This window comes from Anaerospora sp. (assembly GCF_032013335.1).
GTDB lineage: Bacteria > Bacillota > Negativicutes > Sporomusales > DSM-15969 > Anaerospora.
The window spans coordinates 28,884-46,520 of the sequence record NZ_DALZUO010000018.1 but is presented as its reverse complement, the minus strand read 5'-3'; the positions used below and the strand labels follow the sequence as shown (position 1 = coordinate 46,520).

Here is a 17,637-nt window from a genome sequence, read left to right as displayed (position 1 = left end):
ATCCTCCACATGTCACTAGCGGCGGAATAGTACATTCAGCACGATAGTTAAAATAACACTTACAATCAGCGATGTAACCACCGGAAAGTAAAAAGTAAAGTTTTCTTTCTCCACAAATAGATCCCCAGGTAAGCGGCCAAAAGGAAGGAATTTTTCTCCAAAGGATAATATTGCGCCTATAACAAGCAGTAAAATTCCAGCTGCCATAAGTAGTTTTCCTAACGATTCAAATCCGCCCAAAGTTTGCCGCTCCTTCCCTAACTACCATAATTTTTCCTCATTTGTTTTATAGGCAATTCCTAGATGCGCGTAAGCAGCAGGCGTGGCCACCCGGCCCCGCGGTGTACGGTTTAGCAATCCAAGCTGCAGCAAAAATGGTTCATAAACATCTTCAATTGTTGTAGTTTCCTCGCTAATGGCAGCTGCTAAAGTTTCCAGGCCTACCGGACCACCATTAAACTTAGTAACAATAGTAGATAATAATTGCCTGTCTGTTCTATCCAGACCACATTTATCTACCTCTAACATAACCAGCGCCTGATCAGCCAGCTTATCGGTAATAATGCCGCTGCCGGCAACCTGAGCAAAATCGCGCACCCTTTTTAACAAACGGTTAGCAATGCGCGGTGTTCCTCTTGACCTGCGGGCAATCTCTTCTGCGCCCCGATCTTCTATCGCTATGTTTAAAATTTCTGCTGCCCGGTTAATAATTGAGATTAAGTCTTTGGTTTCATAGTATTCTAAACGGCTAATAACACCAAAACGGTCCCGTAAAGGTGCCGCCAGAGCGCCCGCTCTGGTTGTTGCGCCCACTAAAGTAAATGGTGGCAGATCAATTCGGATAGACCGTGCACTAGGTCCTTTGCCGATAATAATATCTAAAGCAAAATCTTCCATTGCCGAGTACAAAACTTCTTCCACGCTGCGCGATAAGCGGTGAATTTCATCAATAAACAATAGGTCCTTTTCACCTAAATTGGTGATAAGCGCAGCTAAATCACCAGGCCTTTCTATTGCCGGGCCTGAAGTAATGCGAAAGTTAACACCTAATTCATTGGCAATAATTCCGGCTAATGTAGTTTTACCCAGCCCTGGCGGGCCATACAGTAAAACATGATCCAATGCCTCGCCTCTTGCCAGCGCAGCCTTGATGAATATCGATAAATTCTGCTTTGCCTGATCTTGTCCAATATACTCCTGAAGTCGGCGTGGGCGCAGACTATATTGCCAATTATCTGCTTCAAGCTCGCTGCCGGCTACTATTCGCTCGTCTTCCATAACTACCTCCCGCCGCCAAACTCACGCAGCGCCAGTTTTATCAGATCTTCGACTGATTTTACATCACTGCCTGCCTTTCGCATGATCGGTGCAATTTCCCCCTGATTATAACCAAGTGCAACTAAGGCCTGCAGCGCTTGCGCCTGCACATCATCAGCCATCGGACTGATGACTGCCTGGCCGGCAGCAGGTTCTGCCTGACCGCCGGCTCCCAGTTTATCCTGAAGTTCAAGAATCAGACGTTCAGCCGTCTTTTTGCCTATCCCGGGAATTTTAGTTAACATACTTATGTTTTTCTGACTGACAGCCAGCCGGAAACCTTCCGGATTAGCGGCAGATAAAATACCAAGAGCAACTCGGGGACCAATGCCCGTAACTGAAATAAGATGTAAAAAAAGTTCATATTCTTCTTGCGTAATAAAGCCATATAACAGCATTGCATCTTCCCGTACATTTAGATGCGTAAACAAAACAACAGTCATCCCTGTCGAAAGCTTCTGCCGTGTTGAATTAGGTACAAACACCCGGTAACCAACGCCTTGTACGTCAACAAAACAAAAATCGGAAAATAAATGTGATACTTGCCCTTTTATGTAGCCAATCATGGTTTTACACTCCACATTTTATTGGAACCGCTGCTATGAATCGAACATATGGCAATCGCTAAAGCATCAGCCACATCATCTGGTTTTGGTTTCTCCACTAAAGATAGCAGCCGTTGAGTCATATAAATGACCTGTTCTTTTGTCGCTTTTCCATATCCTACTACCGATTGTTTGACCTGCAATGGTGTAAACTCAGCCAGCGAAATATCATTTTGGGCTATAGCCAGTAGAATTACTCCTCGTGCCTGCCCTACCGCCATAGCCGTAGTAACATTTTTATTGAAAAACAGTTGTTCTACACCGACGATATCAGGCTGATATTTTTTTAATAAAAGATCAAGTTCATGATGAATAATTTGCAGCCTATCCGCAGCACTAAGAACCGGACTGGTACGAATCGCGCCATATGAGATCGCTTTCAAACGGCTTCCCACTGCTTCAACAACACCGTACCCGCAAATGGCTGTTCCCGGATCAATACCAATCGCCAGCATGGCCCTCAAGCCTCCCTTTTTCTCAAACCTCCAAATTCGACAAATTAAAAGCATTATCCTTTTAGAGCAAGAAAAAAGGCAGGGCGTTAACCCCACCTCACTCTACCTTGACTCTAATCCTTCAATAAAACGAAGTAATTCTTCCCTTGATTGAACAATCATTCCATGCTTTAACTCTTCCGCATCCCCGGGCACTAGCTTTGTAATCGGTATTTTCGTTACCTCTTTAAGAATTGCCTTGCCCCCTGGCTTGCCATGAAAAACAGCTACGTAACCATCCTTTACACCAATAAACATATTATTGGCATGCTCACGGCATAAGCTATTCACCTTAAGAGACATTACCACTTCAGGCATATCAAACTTTTCAATTGTCCATCCCGAATATATTTGCTGGATCTGCTGATAATTCAACCCTATTAAATTATCGGCAGGTTTAGTTCGAAATGTTTCCTCTTCATTACATTTTAGGTAGACAATCCTTTGAACGATATCCGTCGTGGAAGTAATTTTAATCTTTGCATCCTGTTTAGCTACTTCTGTTTCTCTTGGCAATGCAGGAGGCATATCAGAGTTTGCCGATGGCTTTACAAAATAATAAACTCCCGTACAGGCTAGAAGAATACAAAGCACAGTTAGAGCCGCTCGTATTTTGGTGCTATTACTAAATGGCAACATCAAAAACACTCCTTATGTTTTGTGTTGCCATTATAATTACCAATTATTGCATAGAGTATACATATACTACAAAAGCTGGATTACCATTACCTTGGCCGCATTAAATCTGGGTGGTACTACTCCATATCTTCAGGTAATTCTACATTAGTATAGACCTCTTGAACGTCATCATGGTCTTCAAGAGCATCAATCAGTTTAACCATTTTAACAGCTTCATCGCCATTCAATTCCACTGTAGTTTCGGGAACCATGGTAACCTGAGCGACTAAAGTAGTAACCTTGTTTTGGTCTAATGCCTGCTGCACGCTATCAAAATCTTCGGGGGCAGTTGTAATTTCGTATTGGTCTTCTGCTTTAAAGTCCTCAGCACCTGCCTCAAGAGCAACAAGCATAAGAGTTTCTTCATCTACCCCTTCTTTTTCAATAACAAACAAACCTTTTTTCTTAAACATCCATGCAACGCAACCTGATTCTCCCAGATTACCGCCATATTTTGTAAACAAATGACGCACATCCGCCGCAGTACGGTTACGATTATCCGTCATAACCTCAATCGTAACGGCAACCCCACCCGGACCGTAGCCTTCATAGGTAATTTCTTCGTAATTGGCACCATCCAGTGTTCCCGATCCTTTTTGAATCGCACGCTGAATGTTTTCCTTAGGAATATTGTTTTCCTTCGCTTTTTGCAATGCCAGCTTAAGCCGCATATTACCGGTCGGATCTGCACCGCCAATTCGTACGGCCACTGTAATTTCTCGCCCTATTTTTGTTGTGAGTTTTCCTCTAAGGGCATCCATTCTACCTTTTTTGTGTTTTATATTTGCCCATTTGGAATGTCCAGACATATTGTTGCTCCTCTCAGACAATCTAAATCAGGCTATATTGTAGCATAAAAAGCAGCATTTGGTAAAGCAGAAAACATAATATTAATGTCCGTGATGCCAATTCTCGCCTTTCTTTATTTCCTCAATCGCTGTGCTATTTTCAGGTGATGCCGTTACTTTGGCCGTATTGGCATGATTATCAACCAGCCTGGTGGTAACCCGGTAATCCGTCAATGTACCCGGTCCGCCTACGCAGCCGCCGTAGCACGCCATTCCTTCAAAGAAATTAGCATCAATCTTGCCTTCCTTGAGTTGCTTCAGGGCCGTTTTGCAATTGCCCAGTCCTTCAGAACGATGTGGCTTAACAACAACATCGGGAGCCATTTGGGCTGCTGCATCGACTACAGCCTGCACGAGTCCGCCAGCCCTTGCAAATGCATTTCCATCCCGCGAGGCAACCGTTTGATAACCATCATCTTCCACTTCGGTTACATTAATACCAGCTCCGACCAGCATTGCTGTCATTTCTTCAAAAGTTAACACATAATTAATATCTTCAGGATATTTCTGAGCCTCTGCCTTTTTGGCAATGCAGGGACCAACAAAAACGACTACCGCATCAGGATCATTATTTTTGATCCATCGGCCGGTTGCAATCATGGGAGAAACAGTCGAAGAGACATGCGGCTGCATTTGAGGCATGTGCTTGTCAACTAACCCAACAAAAGCCGGACAACAGGAGGTCGTCAGAAAAGGGCGCTCAGCAGGCACAGAAGCGGCAAACTCTTTGGTTTCCTCAATAGTTGTAATATCAGCACCGAACGAAACTTCATGAACTTCATAAAAACCCAATTCTTTGACCGCTTTCATCACTTGTCCCGGCTTGACCTTTAAGCCAAACTGTCCAATAAAAGCAGGGGCTAAAATTGCATAGATATGTTTATCCGTATTTTTTAATAGTTGTATTAACTGTACAATGATAGACCTGTCACCTATTGCACCAAAGGGACAAGCCGTCTTACAGGCACCACAGGAAACACATTTATCGTAATCGATCACAGCCCGGCGATCGGCTCCAGCATTGATTGCTTCTAAATCGCAGGCCCGTTCACAAGGACGGCTGATTTCAATAATAGCACAGTATGGACATGACTTTTTACAGAGTCCACATTCGACACACTTAGATTGATCAATATAAGCTTTGTTATTGACCACCATAATTGCTTTTCTTGCGCAGCTATTGATGCAATGATGTGCCACACAGTTACGACAGGCATCAGTAACCATAAATTTATCAATTGGACACTGATCACATGCTTCTGGCAATACGCTGACAATTGGTATATCAGCAGCCCCTTGGGTTAACGCATTCTCAGCAGAAACTGCTAAATTTGTATTAATAGGCTGACAAAGAGCTAAATTAACACGATCTTTTAATACCGCTCGCTCTTTATGCACACAACAGCGATAGCGTGGACCGCTTTCTGTAACAACCGATTGTAAAATATCTTTTACATTTTCTTGTAAAGTACCCTCAAACGCCATACGAGCGACCTCAGATAAAACTTTACGGCGAATTTTAACAACTTCCGTTACTTGGGACATGAAAAACTCCTCCTCTTGCTGCGAATAATTTTATATAGTAGCAAAAACAGTCAGAAGTAACAGCTAACTGACATTGTTTCATACAACCAAATCACCATTAAACCCATTCAATCGCTACTTGTTTGCCTTTTTCTTTTAATACCGCAAGCAATTGATTCAACACCTGTGATTTTATATTAATTTGTACTGGAAAATTAGGATTCTGGTGCGCCGGATTAACTGCGCTTCCTGCAATGATATTAATTTGATCAGCTTCCAGCAGCATTCGAGCTAACAGGCTCGCTCCGTCCTGCTGTTTCCCTATTCCGGCACTGCGCAGCCTATCCACAGCAGCATTCAGTGTCAGAACACCTTCCGTTACTAAGTCAATTCCTTCAATCCTCCCGGTGGGAGGAATAGCAGGATCGTGATAATCGAGATTAACCTTGAGTGGGCGGCTGGTAACGCGGCTGACTATATTGGCGGTTGTTCCTCCTGCTATCACTTTTTTGCCGGGCTGTTGCAAAAAACGTTTCACAACTTTTTGATCATACGACCGATCAGCAGGCGGACCAGTTAAAATTGTCAAATGCAGTGGTCTTCTGATTTTAACGGAAACTACCGTTGAGTCATCTCCGGCTTTATCCAGATAATAGCCTTGGCAGCACCGGATAACCTGTTGGCTCAGGCTATCGGCATTAATAACCTTAGCAGATTCACTGGCAAGCTGCTGGGCAATCCCTTGCCACCCCCAGCCGAGCTTCAAAAGTCCACCAATACCGGCATGAATCACGCCGTCACTAACGGCAACCAGCATGTCATTTTCCTGCAAAGAAAGCTGACCTTCCCGAATCACCTTGCCGCCAACAACTTTTTCCACTGTGGGAAAAACAATTACATGATTATTCCTTTTTAAAAAAGTAGAAGGACAGTCGAATTCAACCACTGTTGCCAAGCCATCATCGGAAATCTTGATGATATGGAAGGTGGAATACGCTATTTTTCGCTGCTTACAGACAGGAAGCGTTGCTGTAATGGTATCAACAACATCCTCTAGCGGGATTCCCCTTTTCAGCATAGAAGACGCAATTTTTGTGGTTAAGGTAGCTAGAATATTGGCTTTCACACCACTGCCTAATCCGTCAGAAATGACAATAATAGTATCCGTCGCAGTACGTACCACTTCAACATTATCGCCACACAGCTCTTCTCCTGCTTTTGAAAGTTGAGATAAGCCGACTTCAGCATGAAGTAATTCCATCAAGCCTCCTCCTTACCCTTAAGAAGCCAGATTACTTCCAGTAGTGCCGACTTAGTCTCTGCAGTTGTCTCTCCTAAGAGACCTGCAATCTCCTGGGCTACATGCATTTGTTTATCAATAACCTGAGTTGCTTTCTTAATCGTTTCCAATTTCATCAACTCAAGTTCTTTTAATTTTTTCTCTTGCTCCGTTACATCCGTGATAATCGCGATAATTACATCGTGTTTGGGTACAGGAATAATCATCTGCTCTGTTACTAATCCATAAGGAACATATTCGATACGCTTACCCACCACTTTATTGCCGCTTTTAGCCGCATACACAAAGTGAGCACAGTCCATTATTTCGCCAAGGTTCATGCCGGTCGCCATTTCACGGCCCCAATCGAACATTTTTTGAGCAGCGGGATTAAAATCCTGGATAATCATACGCTGGTCAACCACGATAATCGCATTAAGCGAATTGGTAACAATGATATTGGCAAATGACTCTGCTTTAGAGCGCATATAGGGAACACACATATCATTTTCTGCTAACCCTTGAAAAACAGCAATTGCCTTATCACGGCACGAGTTATATCCACAGGCACCGCAATTTTTTTCATCCGCTGCCGTAGTCTTGCCAGTCTGGCTCAGAATATCGACAATTTCTGCTTCCGTTGGCAGTGGATATGCTACCGGCATAGCTTGATGAATACGCGTAAAGCTTAGCGCACTATTATCATCCAGTTCCGTTTCACGCGAATTGCTTTTAGCATAATTAATCACTTTCCGGCGTTTCGCAGCCATACATTGCCGACTGCCGCTTACCGGTCCGCCAATACAGCCTCCCGAGCAAGCCAGGGCTTCAATAAAGCGCGGTGAAATATCGCCTTTAATCAATGCATCAAAAGTTTCCATGCAATTTTCAATACCATCAACCGTAATAATTTCCGTATCCGTTTCATCATGATCCATAAATGATTTAAGAATACCACCGGATATGGGGAAATAGCGCCCCCGCCCTTGCGGCTCAGCTGATATCCGTTTTTCAGTAAAGTTATTATGTTGACTTTCTATTAACCATTGCCGCAATTGTTCAAATGTGATAACTGCATCAATCGAATTAGCATCCTTTTCAGCTTCTCCAATTTTAGCAACACAAGGGCCGGCAAATACAACATACGTATCATTGCCGGATCGCTGTTTAATCACTTTGCCGTGGGCAACCATCGGAGAAACGACAGGGGCGATATTCTTTACCAATTCAGGATAATACGTTTTGATAACATTCACTACAACCGGACAACAGGCTGATATTACCGGTTCATTGGATTCTTCCAGCATTCGGCTGTAATGGGCTGATACAATTTCTGCACCAATTGCCGTTTCCTCGACATCAGTAAAGCCAAGGTTTTTAATGGCCTGGATCAGTTCATCGCCTTGATACTCGGGAAATGAACTAATAAATGATGGAGCAAGGCTCATTACAACCTTATATCCATAAGCAATTTTGTTTTTAATATCCATTACTTGGTTTTTTACTTGCTTCGCTTTTTGCGGACACTCCGTTACACATCTACCACATACAATACAGCGATTTTCTACGACACGTGCTTGTCCTTTATCAATACCAATTGCTTTGACCGGACAAGACCGTACACACCTGTGACAGTCCTTGCAATTTACTTTGAGAGTCGTAATACTCTTCATTGCATCACCGCCCTAGCACCTTCTGCATAAAAATTTCGTGTACCTTTTCTTTAGCAACATTAGTGATAATCTCGTCATCAATTTTAATCACGACACCCTCCGTACAGCGTCCCTGACAAAAGCTTCCTTCGATATCAATAGTTCCTTGAACCTGATATTTCTGTAATAATGCAGCGAAAGCATTTAAAACGCCATGCGCTCCTTTCAAGTGACAGGCACTACCAATACAGACAGATATGACTACCATCTAAATCCACCTCAAATATTTATGTGAATTTTTTCACATTGGTGTTTCTATTTTATTTTACCTCATATGAAAGTTTTGATCAACGCTTTTTTAGGAATAGCTAGTATCACTTTTATATATGCTTACCTAAAAAAGCAGCTTAACCAACGAAATGAGTTCTTAATTTAATAAGAACTCATTTCGTTGGTTAATTCGTATTGCCGATATTCCCCAGTTCATTGGGAAAGGGAAACGGGAATTGAACATATGTATTGGGAACTTCGCCGACAACAACATATTCAGCAATTGGAACCTGCGTATTAACGCTTACACTTTTGCTTACTAAAGGAATAACAATGCGAACGGTGGTTGTTGCCATTAGGTAAACCATATGACGGGTTTGATTGATTCCAGCCTGTTCAAATTTATCCACTACATTCACTTGCACAGTGCCTACAGGAATAATCGTTACAACAATGTTCGGTCCCCAGCTGGCTATTAACTGGCTTCCTACTACCTGGCCGATAGGAATATAAATCTTTTCGTCAGCAATTGCTCTTAATCCATCCTGAACCTTGATTGTTGTATCTGCTGCCAATTTATTAAATTCCATTGCATTGGGCTGAATCAATACTACTTTGCCATGATCATCTACACGAACGGTAATTAAGCTTTGCGGATCGATGACTGTGCTGATTTTTTCATTGATTACATTATTAATGGTCTGTGTAGCGATAAGTGTTGCACGGGCTTCTGCGATGGTTAATAAGGTCGGTTTTAAGTTAGATTCAACAATCCAAAAGGTATAAACTGATAAAAACACGCCTAATAAGGCAAGTAACCATAATTTTGGAATTAGTCTTTTTCTGCGTACGGAGAACCGCATCGTTCTCCCTCCCCAACAGTTTGTTTATTATTGTATGTCAGGAGACAGAGAAGTGTGCCTCTTTGAATAAAAACAGGTAGAAAGCCTATGTCATTTTTATGCAATCAGACTTTTGATATGATAAGAAAAAGCTAGAGATGCGACATGGCATCCCTAGCTTTTTAGGCGAATACTACTTTGGCATATTTACGCTTGCCAACTTGTACGATCATTCCGTCAGAAACTGTTATTTTTGCATCAGTGTCTGTTATTTTTTCACCATTTATTTTTACAGAGCCTTGTTGAATGGCTCGCTTAGCCTCACTGCTGCCGGAGGCCAGCATGAGCTGCATTAAAAGCTTTGGCAGCCAAATCGGTTCAGACTGATTTTCAAAAGTAATTTCCGGTATGTCATTAGGTAAATCGCCTTGCTGAAAAACCTTGATAAATTCGTTTTGAGCTTGCTCAGCCAGTGCTTCGCCATGATAGAGACGCACTAATGTGTACGCAAGACGCATCTTAGTGTCTCGTGGATGAAGAGTTCCGTTTTCCAACCCTGCACGAATTTCCTCCAATTCCTCCAACGACACATCTGTCACTAATTCAAAGTACCGTACCATCAGAGAATCAGGAATTGACATGCTCTTTCCGTATATTTCAGTAGGCGCTTCATCAATTCCAATATAGTTGCCTAAACTCTTACTCATTTTTTGGACACCATCAAGACCTTCCAGAATAGGCATCATAATGGCAACCTGCGGCTCTTGTCCGAACTCCTCTTGCAAATGACGTCCCATTAGCAGGTTAAACTTCTGGTCTGTACCACCAAACTCAATATCCGCTGTTAAGGCTACTGAATCATATCCCTGCATTAAAGGATAGAAAAATTCATGAACACTGATTGGACGGCCCTCTTTAAAGCGCTTAGTAAAGTCTTCCCGCTCCAGCATGCGGGCTACCGTATATCTGGCCGCTAAATTAACCACATCGGCAAAAGTAAGTGGCGCCAGCCATGTGCTGTTAAATGATACTTGGGTTTTTTCTTTATCTAATATCTTAAAGATTTGCTCTTCATATGTTTTAGCATTGCGGCGAATGTCTTCATCAGTCAACGGTTTGCGGGTTTCGGACCTTCCGGTTGGATCGCCGATTCGTCCGGTAAAGTCACCGATGATAATAATAATATGATGTCCCAAATCCTGAAACTGCTTCAACTTGCGTAAAACTACCGTATGACCAAGATGAATATCCGGGGCTGTTGGATCTAATCCCAGCTTTACCTTCAGCGGTTTGCCACGTTTGAGCTTTTCTGCTAATAAAGCTTCAGGCAGGATTTCGGCTACACCGCGTTTAATTATTTTCAACTGTTGTTCAACAGAAACCATACTGCTTACCCCCATAAGAACGCAATAAATTGTTAGTTTTTACCGTATAATGGTATTATAGTTAGCCGCATTATAACATAACATCCTTCTTATTGCAAATCTTACCATAATCTATGCCTGTTTGAGGATGTATGTTATAATGATTGAGATATCGGCACCAAAGGAGGTCATCATGAGTAATCGCAATAATGGCGATACGGGCGAACGTCGTCGCTCAAAACGCGCCTTTTCAAAAATTGCTATCATCTCAGTCATTGTATTTATTGTAATGATTACCGGAGCAGGTCTTGGATTTTTAACGGCAAGTATTCACACTATGCCTAGTTTAAAAGGTGAAATTCGTCCTGCTGCGTCATCGCAAATCTTCGATTCTAACGGTAAGTTAATCACCACTATTCATTCAGTGGAGAATCGCTTGCCCGTATCAATCAACAAAATCCCGCAAAATTTACAGAATGCTTTCATAGCGGCTGAAGATGCCCGTTTTTATCAGCATATTGGCATTGATCCCCGCGGTATTCTGCGTGCGGTATGGTCGAATATTACTGACCGCGGAGTTTCTGAAGGCGGAAGCACAATTACGCAGCAGCTAGCGCGTAATGCCCTGCTCTCTCAGGACAGAACATTGAAAAGAAAAATTCAGGAAGCTTTTCTGGCTCTTCAAATAGAACGCCAGTTTAGTAAACCCGAAATTTTGGAAATGTACCTTAATCAGATTTACTTTGGGCAAGGTGCATATGGCGTACAAGCAGCATCACGTGTGTATTTCGGTAAAAATGTAGAAGATCTGAATCTCGCAGAAGCGGCTATGATTGCAGGCTTACCGCAAAGTCCCAATTACTATTCTCCTCTGAGCAATATAAAAGCTGCAAAAGAGCGGCAATCGACAGTGCTTGATCAAATGGCTAAATACGGCTACATTGATGCAGAAACTGCCGCACAAACAAAAACAAAAGAAATTAAATTAGCGACTATTTCCGGCAGCAATGAAGTTGCTTCCTATTTTATTGATTATGTAACACAGCAATTAATTGATAAGTATGGTGCCGATGCAGTCTATAAAGAGGGCTTGAAAATCTACACTTCCCTCGACTTAGACATGCAGCAGTCAGCCGAAAAGGCTATGCGGCATTTGCCGACCGCTTACACTGATAAAGGCGGACTTAAGCAGCCACAGGGAGCACTTGTTGCAATTGATCCTCATACCGGCTATATTAAGGCAATGGTCGGAGGCCGCGGCAATGATCAATTTAACCGTGCTATTTTAGCAGAACGCCAGCCTGGATCTGCTTTCAAACCATTTGTTTATTTGGCGGCTATTGAGAGCGGCATGACCGCCGCAACCAGAGTTGAAGACAGTCCGATTTCTTTTGGTTCCTGGTCGCCTGGAAATTATGACGGCAAATTCCGTGGTCAGGTCTCACTGCGCAGTGCACTGGAACAGTCGCTCAACGTAATAGCAGTAAAGCTTGCCAACCATGTGGGTGTAGATAAGCCTTTATATTATGCTCAGCAAATGGGTATTTCCACGCTTGTACTACGAGGTAATACCAATGATCGCAACTTGGCAATGGCTCTTGGCGGCTTGACTCGTGGTGTAACTCCTCTCGATATTGCAAGTGCCTATGGTGTTCTGGCTAATCAGGGAGTACGCGTCGAACCGGCTTCCATTATTAAAGTGGTTGATCGCGCCGGTAAAGTCTTAGAGCAAAACAGCCCTCATGAGAAGGTTGTCATTAATGAACGAAGCGCCTATATTCTGACAGATATCATGAAAGGCGTGCTCATCAGAGGAACTGGTACGGCAGCAAACATTGGCCGGCCGGCTGCTGGAAAAACAGGTACTACCGATGATAATAAAGATGCCTGGTTCGTGGGCTTTACACCTGATCTTGTTGCATCTGTGTGGCTGGGTTATGATAACGATGGTTATCTGGGAGATATCACCGGCGGTGGTGTTCCTGCCGTTATTTGGAACTCTTTCATGAGTGAGGCAGCGGCAAAATATCCTGTGAGAGATTTCCCTCGCCCTGGCGGTATTGTATCAGCGACCGTTTCCACTAAAGATGGGCTCCTTGTAACGGACCCGGCAAATAAAGACGTGCAAAACGAAATATTTGTCGATGGCACGCAGCCGACTAAACCGAGTACTCTCATAGATGAGAAAGATAAGGATGCCAAGAATAAAGATTTAAAAAATACGAAAGATCCAAAATCACAAGAGCAGCCGGCTGAAACAGCTAGTGATAAAACACTAGTTCCGCCGCCACCTAAAGCGGACAGCAAACCAGCTGTCTCACCTGCTCCGCCACCACCGGTAAAGCCGGACAACAAAAAAAATTAAATAAAAAAACACGCGTAAACTACGCGTGTTTTTTTTTGTTTTTCCGCATATACATTATTATTGGTTATAATTAGCAGCTAAAATCAGTATCGTCCTCAAAGAAGAATAGCAATAAGATAATGATGATGATTATGACTGCCACACTACTGCGGCCACCGCCAAAACAGCTCATAAAATCTTTCCTCCTTCCCATTCATTTTATAAGTAATAAATCGTACCCTATGCTAGTATGATATTTTATCTCTTACCGTTACTGAAGACTCAGGAACACGCTGTTACACGTGTTCCCCGCCACGATAACAAGTGAAAACTTATAGACAGGTATCCGTATCTTCTTCAAGGAAGAATAAGAGAAGGATGATTACAACGATAACAACCCAAGTTCCATTATTACCGCCGAAACCACAACCGCCCCAACCTCTTGCCATTTGGAATACCTCCTTTAACATTCATTTGCGGGACGGTTAATAAACAGTTCTCCCTGCCCGATTATTTACCGTCCCGCCTTCTACTTCAATATATGGAGTTCCCGCAAGAAGTGTTACTGCCCATTGCTTACATTTTCATCTTCTATTTGATGTATTATTAAATAACTGTTTAATTTGTCTGGGAGCTTCAGCTGCAGTTTTAAGCGAGCGCATACTATTATTAATGAGTTCAGTAATATTGCGAACTTTATCAACGGTTGTTGTCATCGTTTCCAGTCCTCTGTCCATCCGAGCATTGTCAGAAGTCATTGTTAGCAGCACCGTCATAATCTGTATGTTAAAATTGGGGTCGCTTAACAGCCGTGTAATACCTCTCCCAGGTTTTACCGGCACGGCTTCTTTGACCTCACTTTTTTTCACACCTTCGAGAGCGTTAGATTCATCTCTTTTATTTCGATTCTGTCTCTTACTCTTGTCGCGTCGCCATCGTAATCGCATCTCGTTGTCCTCCTTCGGTAGTGTATTATCTACTCTAATATATGAAGGAAAAGGAAAAAAGGTCTCTCTTTGTAAAGAAAAAACAGGAGGTGCATAATTATGTTAGAACAGTTAGGCGGTCTTATGGATATGGTAAAAAAAGTACAGCAAAATGTTGACCAGGTTCAGGATCAGCTAAAACAGGAACGTATCGAGGTGTCTAGTGGTGACGTCATTAAAATCATCTTGAATGGTCAGCAGGAATTGGTTGCAATTGAACTCAATCCCAAATATTTAACAGCCGATAATGCGACTCTTCTTCAGGATTTAATAGCAGCTACCATGAATAATGCCCTTACGAAATCCCGGGAACTCAATCAAACTGCAATGAGCAAACTAGCCGGAGATATGAATTTACCTAAAATTCCCGGCCTGTTTTAAGAGGAGGCACTTATATGTCCAATGAAGCAACTATGCATCCCCCTTCCTTATCACATACTGTACTCAAGATGATTCAACATGCTCTTGGCGGTGGCATGACATTTGACACGATTACCACCGTATTATCCTTGCTATGCTTATTATCCATATTACAACGCAGTCACCCCGCAGAAGCAGAATTACCAGCCGCCTCACCAGCACCGGTTGCGAACAGCACCGCCAATACTGCCGACGGTCTGCAAAAACTTCTCGGACAGCTAACGAAATCCGATGGTGGCGGCGGATCAGGCGACGCACTAATGAGCCTTCTACCTTTATTAAATAATCCGCAAATCAAATCTAAAATGACTCCCGGCAATATTGCCGCTATTTTGGGACTGATCAATAACTTTGGTGGTTCCGGAGGATCCGGAGATGGCAAGCATGAAAAAAGTGACAAAGAGAAACAAGATAGCAAAGGAGATGGTAAAAAGGATTCACCAGCCGCTACAGTTACTGCCGGAGCAGACTCAGAAATACCTGAGCTATCCTTCACTGAATCAACTCCAGAGACAATAAATATTGAATCAGAATCGCAGCCATCAAAAGACAAAACCCGTTATCTGGAGTGGAAAAATAACTTTTAATGCCCAGATAAAGAAGAGGTGTGGAAATTTTCCACACCTCTTCTTATTTAATAAACTATACCAATTGAGCGACAGTAACTCCATCGCCGCCTTCATTCATGTCACCAAACCGTACATCCTTGATGTGAGGATGCTCAACGAGATAGGTTCTAATGCCCTTGCGCAATGCACCTGTGCCTTTCCCATGAATGATTCGTACATCACTTAATCCTGCTAAAATGGCATCATCTATATATTTATTTAAGAGTTCTTCTGCTTCCGCGACAGTTGTGCCCCGAATATCAATTTCACGTGAAATTTGTTGTACCTTTGCAATGTTAATTTCCCGCCTGGCGGTAACTTTCGCTGCTTTTACCGGCTCCTCCATGATTCGGCAATGAATCAAAGGAACATTGACCTTCATAATACCCAATTGAACACTGATTTCGTCTCTGCCAACAGCTAAAACAATGCCTTTTTGCTTTAATGTAGTAACAAAGACAGTCATTCCGACTTCCAGCTGACCAGCTTGTGGAATATCCTCATTAGCTGCTTCTTCACCATCCTCGGTGTATAAGTTAGCCATGCCTTGTTGCAATTTTTTTCTCACACCGCTGATAGCCGTTTGCCGATCTCTTTCACTGTTAACAGAAAATTGAGCTTTAAGCTCGGTAATTACACTTTCTGCATCTCTGCGCGCCTGACGAATAAGAATGCCTGCCTGTTCTTGCGCTTTGGCAACTATATCACGTTTTTTTGTTTCCAGCTGCTCTTTCTCTCTTGTCAACTGTTCTCTCAACACAGTAACTTCTCTTTCCAGGACTTGGATTTCAGCGCTTCGCTTTGCATATTCCCGTTGTTTATCATCTAATGCAGCTAAAACCTTTTCAAATTCAGCATGATCCTCATCTAACAGCTCTTTAGCCCTGTTAATAATAGGCTGCGACAATCCCAGCCGACGGCTAATGTTAAATGCATTGCTGCTGCCTGGTACACCAATGAGCAGGCGGTACGTAGGTCTGAGCGTCTCAATATCAAACTCAACGCTAGCGTTTTCAACGCCTTGGCGCGCATAAGCAAATGTCTTAAGTTCACTATAATGCGTTGTGGCAATAGTCCTTGCACCCAGATTATGAAGATATTCCAAGATAGCCATAGCGAGGGCTGCACCCTCACCGGGATCAGTTCCTGAACCTATTTCATCAATTAATACGAGATCATTTGCAGTTACATGGCGAAGAATACGTACGAGGTTCGTCATATGCCCTGAAAAAGTACTAAGACTCTGCTCAATGCTCTGCTCATCACCAATATCGGCAAAGATATTATGGAACAAGGGCATTTCCGAAGTAGCTTTAGCCGGAATAAACAAGCCTGACTGAATCATAAGTGCAAAAAGGCCTACCGTCTTTAAACTGACAGTTTTACCACCTGTATTGGGTCCCGTAATTAAGAGAGTGGTAAAATCCTTGCCAATATGAACATCGATGGGGACAACTACATCTTTAGGAATTAAAGGATGCTTAGCACCGATCAGACGAACATGTCCTTTTTGATTAACAATTGGTTTTTCGGCATCCATATCCAAACTAAGCCGCGCTTTAGCAAAAGCAAAATCAAGCTGAGCCAAAGCACTACAATTTGTTCTTAGCGGTTCTACCATCGCAGCAACTTGGCCGGACACTTGAGTTAATATCCGTTCTATTTCATTTTTTTCCGCAGCCATAGCTTGCTTCATATCATTATTTAGCTGAACAACGGCCATGGGTTCTATAAAGACCGTTGACCCACTGGCAGACTGATCATGCACAATGCCAGGAAACTGATGACGATATTCTTGCTTAATCGGTATAACATAGCGATCTCCCCGTACAGTAACCAGCACGTCTTGAAAGTACTTTTGATATTCCCCGGAGTGCAAAATACTCTCAATTTTTTCTTTGACGCGGCTCTGCGCAGTCCGTATCTCGCGTCGCAGCCGTGACAATTCCACACTTGCATCATCCCGGATCTGCCCTTGTTCGGTAATCGTATTCTCAATGATATTTTCCAAATTGCGCAAAATCGTAATATCAGCTACTGTACCTTCCAGTATTGGCAGCGGTTTACTATACTCGGCAAAGAAGTTTTTTATCCTCCGGGCAGCATAAAGAGTGCTGCCAATCGCTAATAATTCATGAGGCTCCAGCATAGCGCCAATCTCTGCACGCTTCAGCGCCGCGCGAATATCCCGGATGCCTCCTAGGGGAACAGAAGCGGCTGCGATCAGCACATCTCTGGCTTCTCCCGTTTCCTGCAGCCTTCTGTCCACTTCTATTCGCTCTGCCGTAGGCATTAAAGCCTGCGCTAATTCTTTTGCCATGATTGAACCTGCCTTACCGGCAAGCAATGCTACTATTTTTGGGTATTCCAGCGTTTTACATACGGATAACTCCATTCGAATTTCTC

The 17,637-nt window shown here is 43.0% G+C and carries 17 protein-coding genes; 3 read left to right on the top strand and 14 right to left on the bottom strand.

Going from position 1 to position 17,637, the window contains the following annotated elements:
• Positions 1-15: 15 nt before the first annotated feature.
• The 12 genes from RTR76_RS14235 to tyrS form a co-directional block, all read right to left on the bottom strand.
• Positions 16-240: a DUF2905 domain-containing protein gene (locus tag RTR76_RS14235; protein ID WP_312521787.1), complete on the bottom strand. Its 225-nt coding sequence runs from the start codon at positions 238-240 to the stop codon at positions 16-18.
• A gap of 21 nt (positions 241-261) precedes the next feature.
• On the bottom strand, positions 262-1,278 hold the full coding sequence (gene ruvB, locus RTR76_RS14230; protein ID WP_312521785.1) for a Holliday junction branch migration DNA helicase RuvB: 1,017 nt from the start codon (positions 1,276-1,278) through the stop codon (positions 262-264).
• A 2-nt stretch (positions 1,279-1,280) separates the two neighbouring features.
• Positions 1,281-1,883, bottom strand: a complete 603-nt coding sequence (ruvA, locus tag RTR76_RS14225; protein ID WP_312521783.1) for a Holliday junction branch migration protein RuvA — start codon at positions 1,881-1,883, stop codon at positions 1,281-1,283.
• A complete protein-coding gene (gene ruvC, locus RTR76_RS14220; RefSeq protein ID WP_312521781.1) occupies positions 1,880-2,377 on the bottom strand; it encodes a crossover junction endodeoxyribonuclease RuvC in 498 nt (165 codons plus the stop codon). The genes ruvA and ruvC overlap by 4 nt, the downstream gene beginning before the upstream one ends.
• A gap of 102 nt (positions 2,378-2,479) precedes the next feature.
• Positions 2,480-3,055, bottom strand: coding sequence for a BofC C-terminal domain-containing protein (locus tag RTR76_RS14215; protein ID WP_312521779.1), 576 nt, complete (start codon positions 3,053-3,055; stop codon positions 2,480-2,482).
• Between the two features lie 116 nt (positions 3,056-3,171).
• Entirely contained in the window at positions 3,172-3,903 is a 732-nt protein-coding gene (locus RTR76_RS14210; protein ID WP_312521777.1) for a YebC/PmpR family DNA-binding transcriptional regulator, read from the bottom strand.
• A gap of 81 nt (positions 3,904-3,984) precedes the next feature.
• Positions 3,985-5,487 (bottom strand): 4Fe-4S dicluster domain-containing protein, encoded by a 1,503-nt coding sequence (locus tag RTR76_RS14205; protein ID WP_312521775.1) that lies wholly within the window; start codon positions 5,485-5,487, stop codon positions 3,985-3,987.
• A 97-nt stretch (positions 5,488-5,584) separates the two neighbouring features.
• Positions 5,585-6,727, bottom strand: a complete 1,143-nt coding sequence (locus RTR76_RS14200; RefSeq protein WP_312521773.1) for a SpoIIE family protein phosphatase — start codon at positions 6,725-6,727, stop codon at positions 5,585-5,587.
• Positions 6,727-8,418: a [Fe-Fe] hydrogenase large subunit C-terminal domain-containing protein gene (locus RTR76_RS14195; RefSeq protein ID WP_312521771.1), complete on the bottom strand. Its 1,692-nt coding sequence runs from the start codon at positions 8,416-8,418 to the stop codon at positions 6,727-6,729. The genes RTR76_RS14200 and RTR76_RS14195 overlap by 1 nt, the downstream gene beginning before the upstream one ends.
• Before the next feature lie 4 nt (positions 8,419-8,422).
• Complete coding sequence (locus tag RTR76_RS14190; RefSeq protein WP_312521769.1) at positions 8,423-8,665, bottom strand: NAD(P)H-dependent oxidoreductase subunit E; 243 nt, start codon at positions 8,663-8,665, stop codon at positions 8,423-8,425.
• 187 nt (positions 8,666-8,852) lie between these two features.
• On the bottom strand, positions 8,853-9,530 hold the full coding sequence (gene yunB / locus RTR76_RS14185; RefSeq protein WP_312521767.1) for a sporulation protein YunB: 678 nt from the start codon (positions 9,528-9,530) through the stop codon (positions 8,853-8,855).
• Positions 9,531-9,691: 161 nt separating this feature from the next.
• Entirely contained in the window at positions 9,692-10,894 is a 1,203-nt protein-coding gene (gene tyrS / locus RTR76_RS14180; RefSeq protein ID WP_312521765.1) for a tyrosine--tRNA ligase, read from the bottom strand.
• Positions 10,895-11,066: 172 nt separating this feature from the next.
• Between tyrS and RTR76_RS14175 the strand changes: the two genes are divergently transcribed.
• Positions 11,067-13,238, top strand: a complete 2,172-nt coding sequence (locus tag RTR76_RS14175) for a penicillin-binding protein 1A (protein ID WP_312521763.1) — start codon at positions 11,067-11,069, stop codon at positions 13,236-13,238.
• Between the two features lie 563 nt (positions 13,239-13,801).
• Here RTR76_RS14175 and RTR76_RS14170 read toward each other — a convergent pair.
• Complete coding sequence (locus RTR76_RS14170; protein WP_312521761.1) at positions 13,802-14,164, bottom strand: hypothetical protein; 363 nt, start codon at positions 14,162-14,164, stop codon at positions 13,802-13,804.
• Positions 14,165-14,263: 99 nt separating this feature from the next.
• On the opposite strand from RTR76_RS14170, the gene RTR76_RS14165 reads away from it, so the two are divergent.
• Complete coding sequence (locus tag RTR76_RS14165) at positions 14,264-14,584, top strand: YbaB/EbfC family nucleoid-associated protein (protein WP_312521760.1); 321 nt, start codon at positions 14,264-14,266, stop codon at positions 14,582-14,584.
• Positions 14,585-14,598: 14 nt separating this feature from the next.
• A complete protein-coding gene (locus tag RTR76_RS14160; protein ID WP_312521758.1) occupies positions 14,599-15,210 on the top strand; it encodes a hypothetical protein in 612 nt (203 codons plus the stop codon).
• A 55-nt stretch (positions 15,211-15,265) separates the two neighbouring features.
• Here the strand turns inward: RTR76_RS14160 and RTR76_RS14155 are convergent, their stop codons facing one another.
• Entirely contained in the window at positions 15,266-17,626 is a 2,361-nt protein-coding gene (locus RTR76_RS14155; protein ID WP_312521756.1) for an endonuclease MutS2, read from the bottom strand.
• Between the last annotated feature and the right edge of the window lie 11 nt (positions 17,627-17,637).

What these genes read in the sequence shown, in the direction of transcription:
- RTR76_RS14170 (WP_312521761.1), bottom strand. Translation starts at nt 14,164, where the DNA reads ATGCGATTACGATGGCGACGCGACAAGAGTAAGAGACAGAATCGAAAT.
- RTR76_RS14210 (WP_312521777.1), bottom strand. Translation starts at nt 3,903, where the DNA reads ATGTCTGGACATTCCAAATGGGCAAATATAAAACACAAAAAAGGTAGA.
- RTR76_RS14200 (WP_312521773.1), bottom strand. Translation starts at nt 6,727, where the DNA reads ATGGAATTACTTCATGCTGAAGTCGGCTTATCTCAACTTTCAAAAGCA.
- ruvC (WP_312521781.1), bottom strand. Translation starts at nt 2,377, where the DNA reads ATGCTGGCGATTGGTATTGATCCGGGAACAGCCATTTGCGGGTACGGT.
- yunB (WP_312521767.1), bottom strand. Translation starts at nt 9,530, where the DNA reads ATGCGGTTCTCCGTACGCAGAAAAAGACTAATTCCAAAATTATGGTTA.
- RTR76_RS14160 (WP_312521758.1), top strand. Translation starts at nt 14,599, where the DNA reads ATGTCCAATGAAGCAACTATGCATCCCCCTTCCTTATCACATACTGTA.
- ruvA (WP_312521783.1), bottom strand. Translation starts at nt 1,883, where the DNA reads ATGATTGGCTACATAAAAGGGCAAGTATCACATTTATTTTCCGATTTT.
- RTR76_RS14165 (WP_312521760.1), top strand. Translation starts at nt 14,264, where the DNA reads ATGTTAGAACAGTTAGGCGGTCTTATGGATATGGTAAAAAAAGTACAG.
- RTR76_RS14175 (WP_312521763.1), top strand. Translation starts at nt 11,067, where the DNA reads ATGAGTAATCGCAATAATGGCGATACGGGCGAACGTCGTCGCTCAAAA.
- ruvB (WP_312521785.1), bottom strand. Translation starts at nt 1,278, where the DNA reads ATGGAAGACGAGCGAATAGTAGCCGGCAGCGAGCTTGAAGCAGATAAT.
- tyrS (WP_312521765.1), bottom strand. Translation starts at nt 10,894, where the DNA reads ATGGTTTCTGTTGAACAACAGTTGAAAATAATTAAACGCGGTGTAGCC.
- RTR76_RS14195 (WP_312521771.1), bottom strand. Translation starts at nt 8,418, where the DNA reads ATGAAGAGTATTACGACTCTCAAAGTAAATTGCAAGGACTGTCACAGG.
- RTR76_RS14205 (WP_312521775.1), bottom strand. Translation starts at nt 5,487, where the DNA reads ATGTCCCAAGTAACGGAAGTTGTTAAAATTCGCCGTAAAGTTTTATCT.
- RTR76_RS14190 (WP_312521769.1), bottom strand. Translation starts at nt 8,665, where the DNA reads ATGGTAGTCATATCTGTCTGTATTGGTAGTGCCTGTCACTTGAAAGGA.
- RTR76_RS14155 (WP_312521756.1), bottom strand. Translation starts at nt 17,626, where the DNA reads ATGGAGTTATCCGTATGTAAAACGCTGGAATACCCAAAAATAGTAGCA.
- RTR76_RS14215 (WP_312521779.1), bottom strand. Translation starts at nt 3,055, where the DNA reads ATGTTGCCATTTAGTAATAGCACCAAAATACGAGCGGCTCTAACTGTG.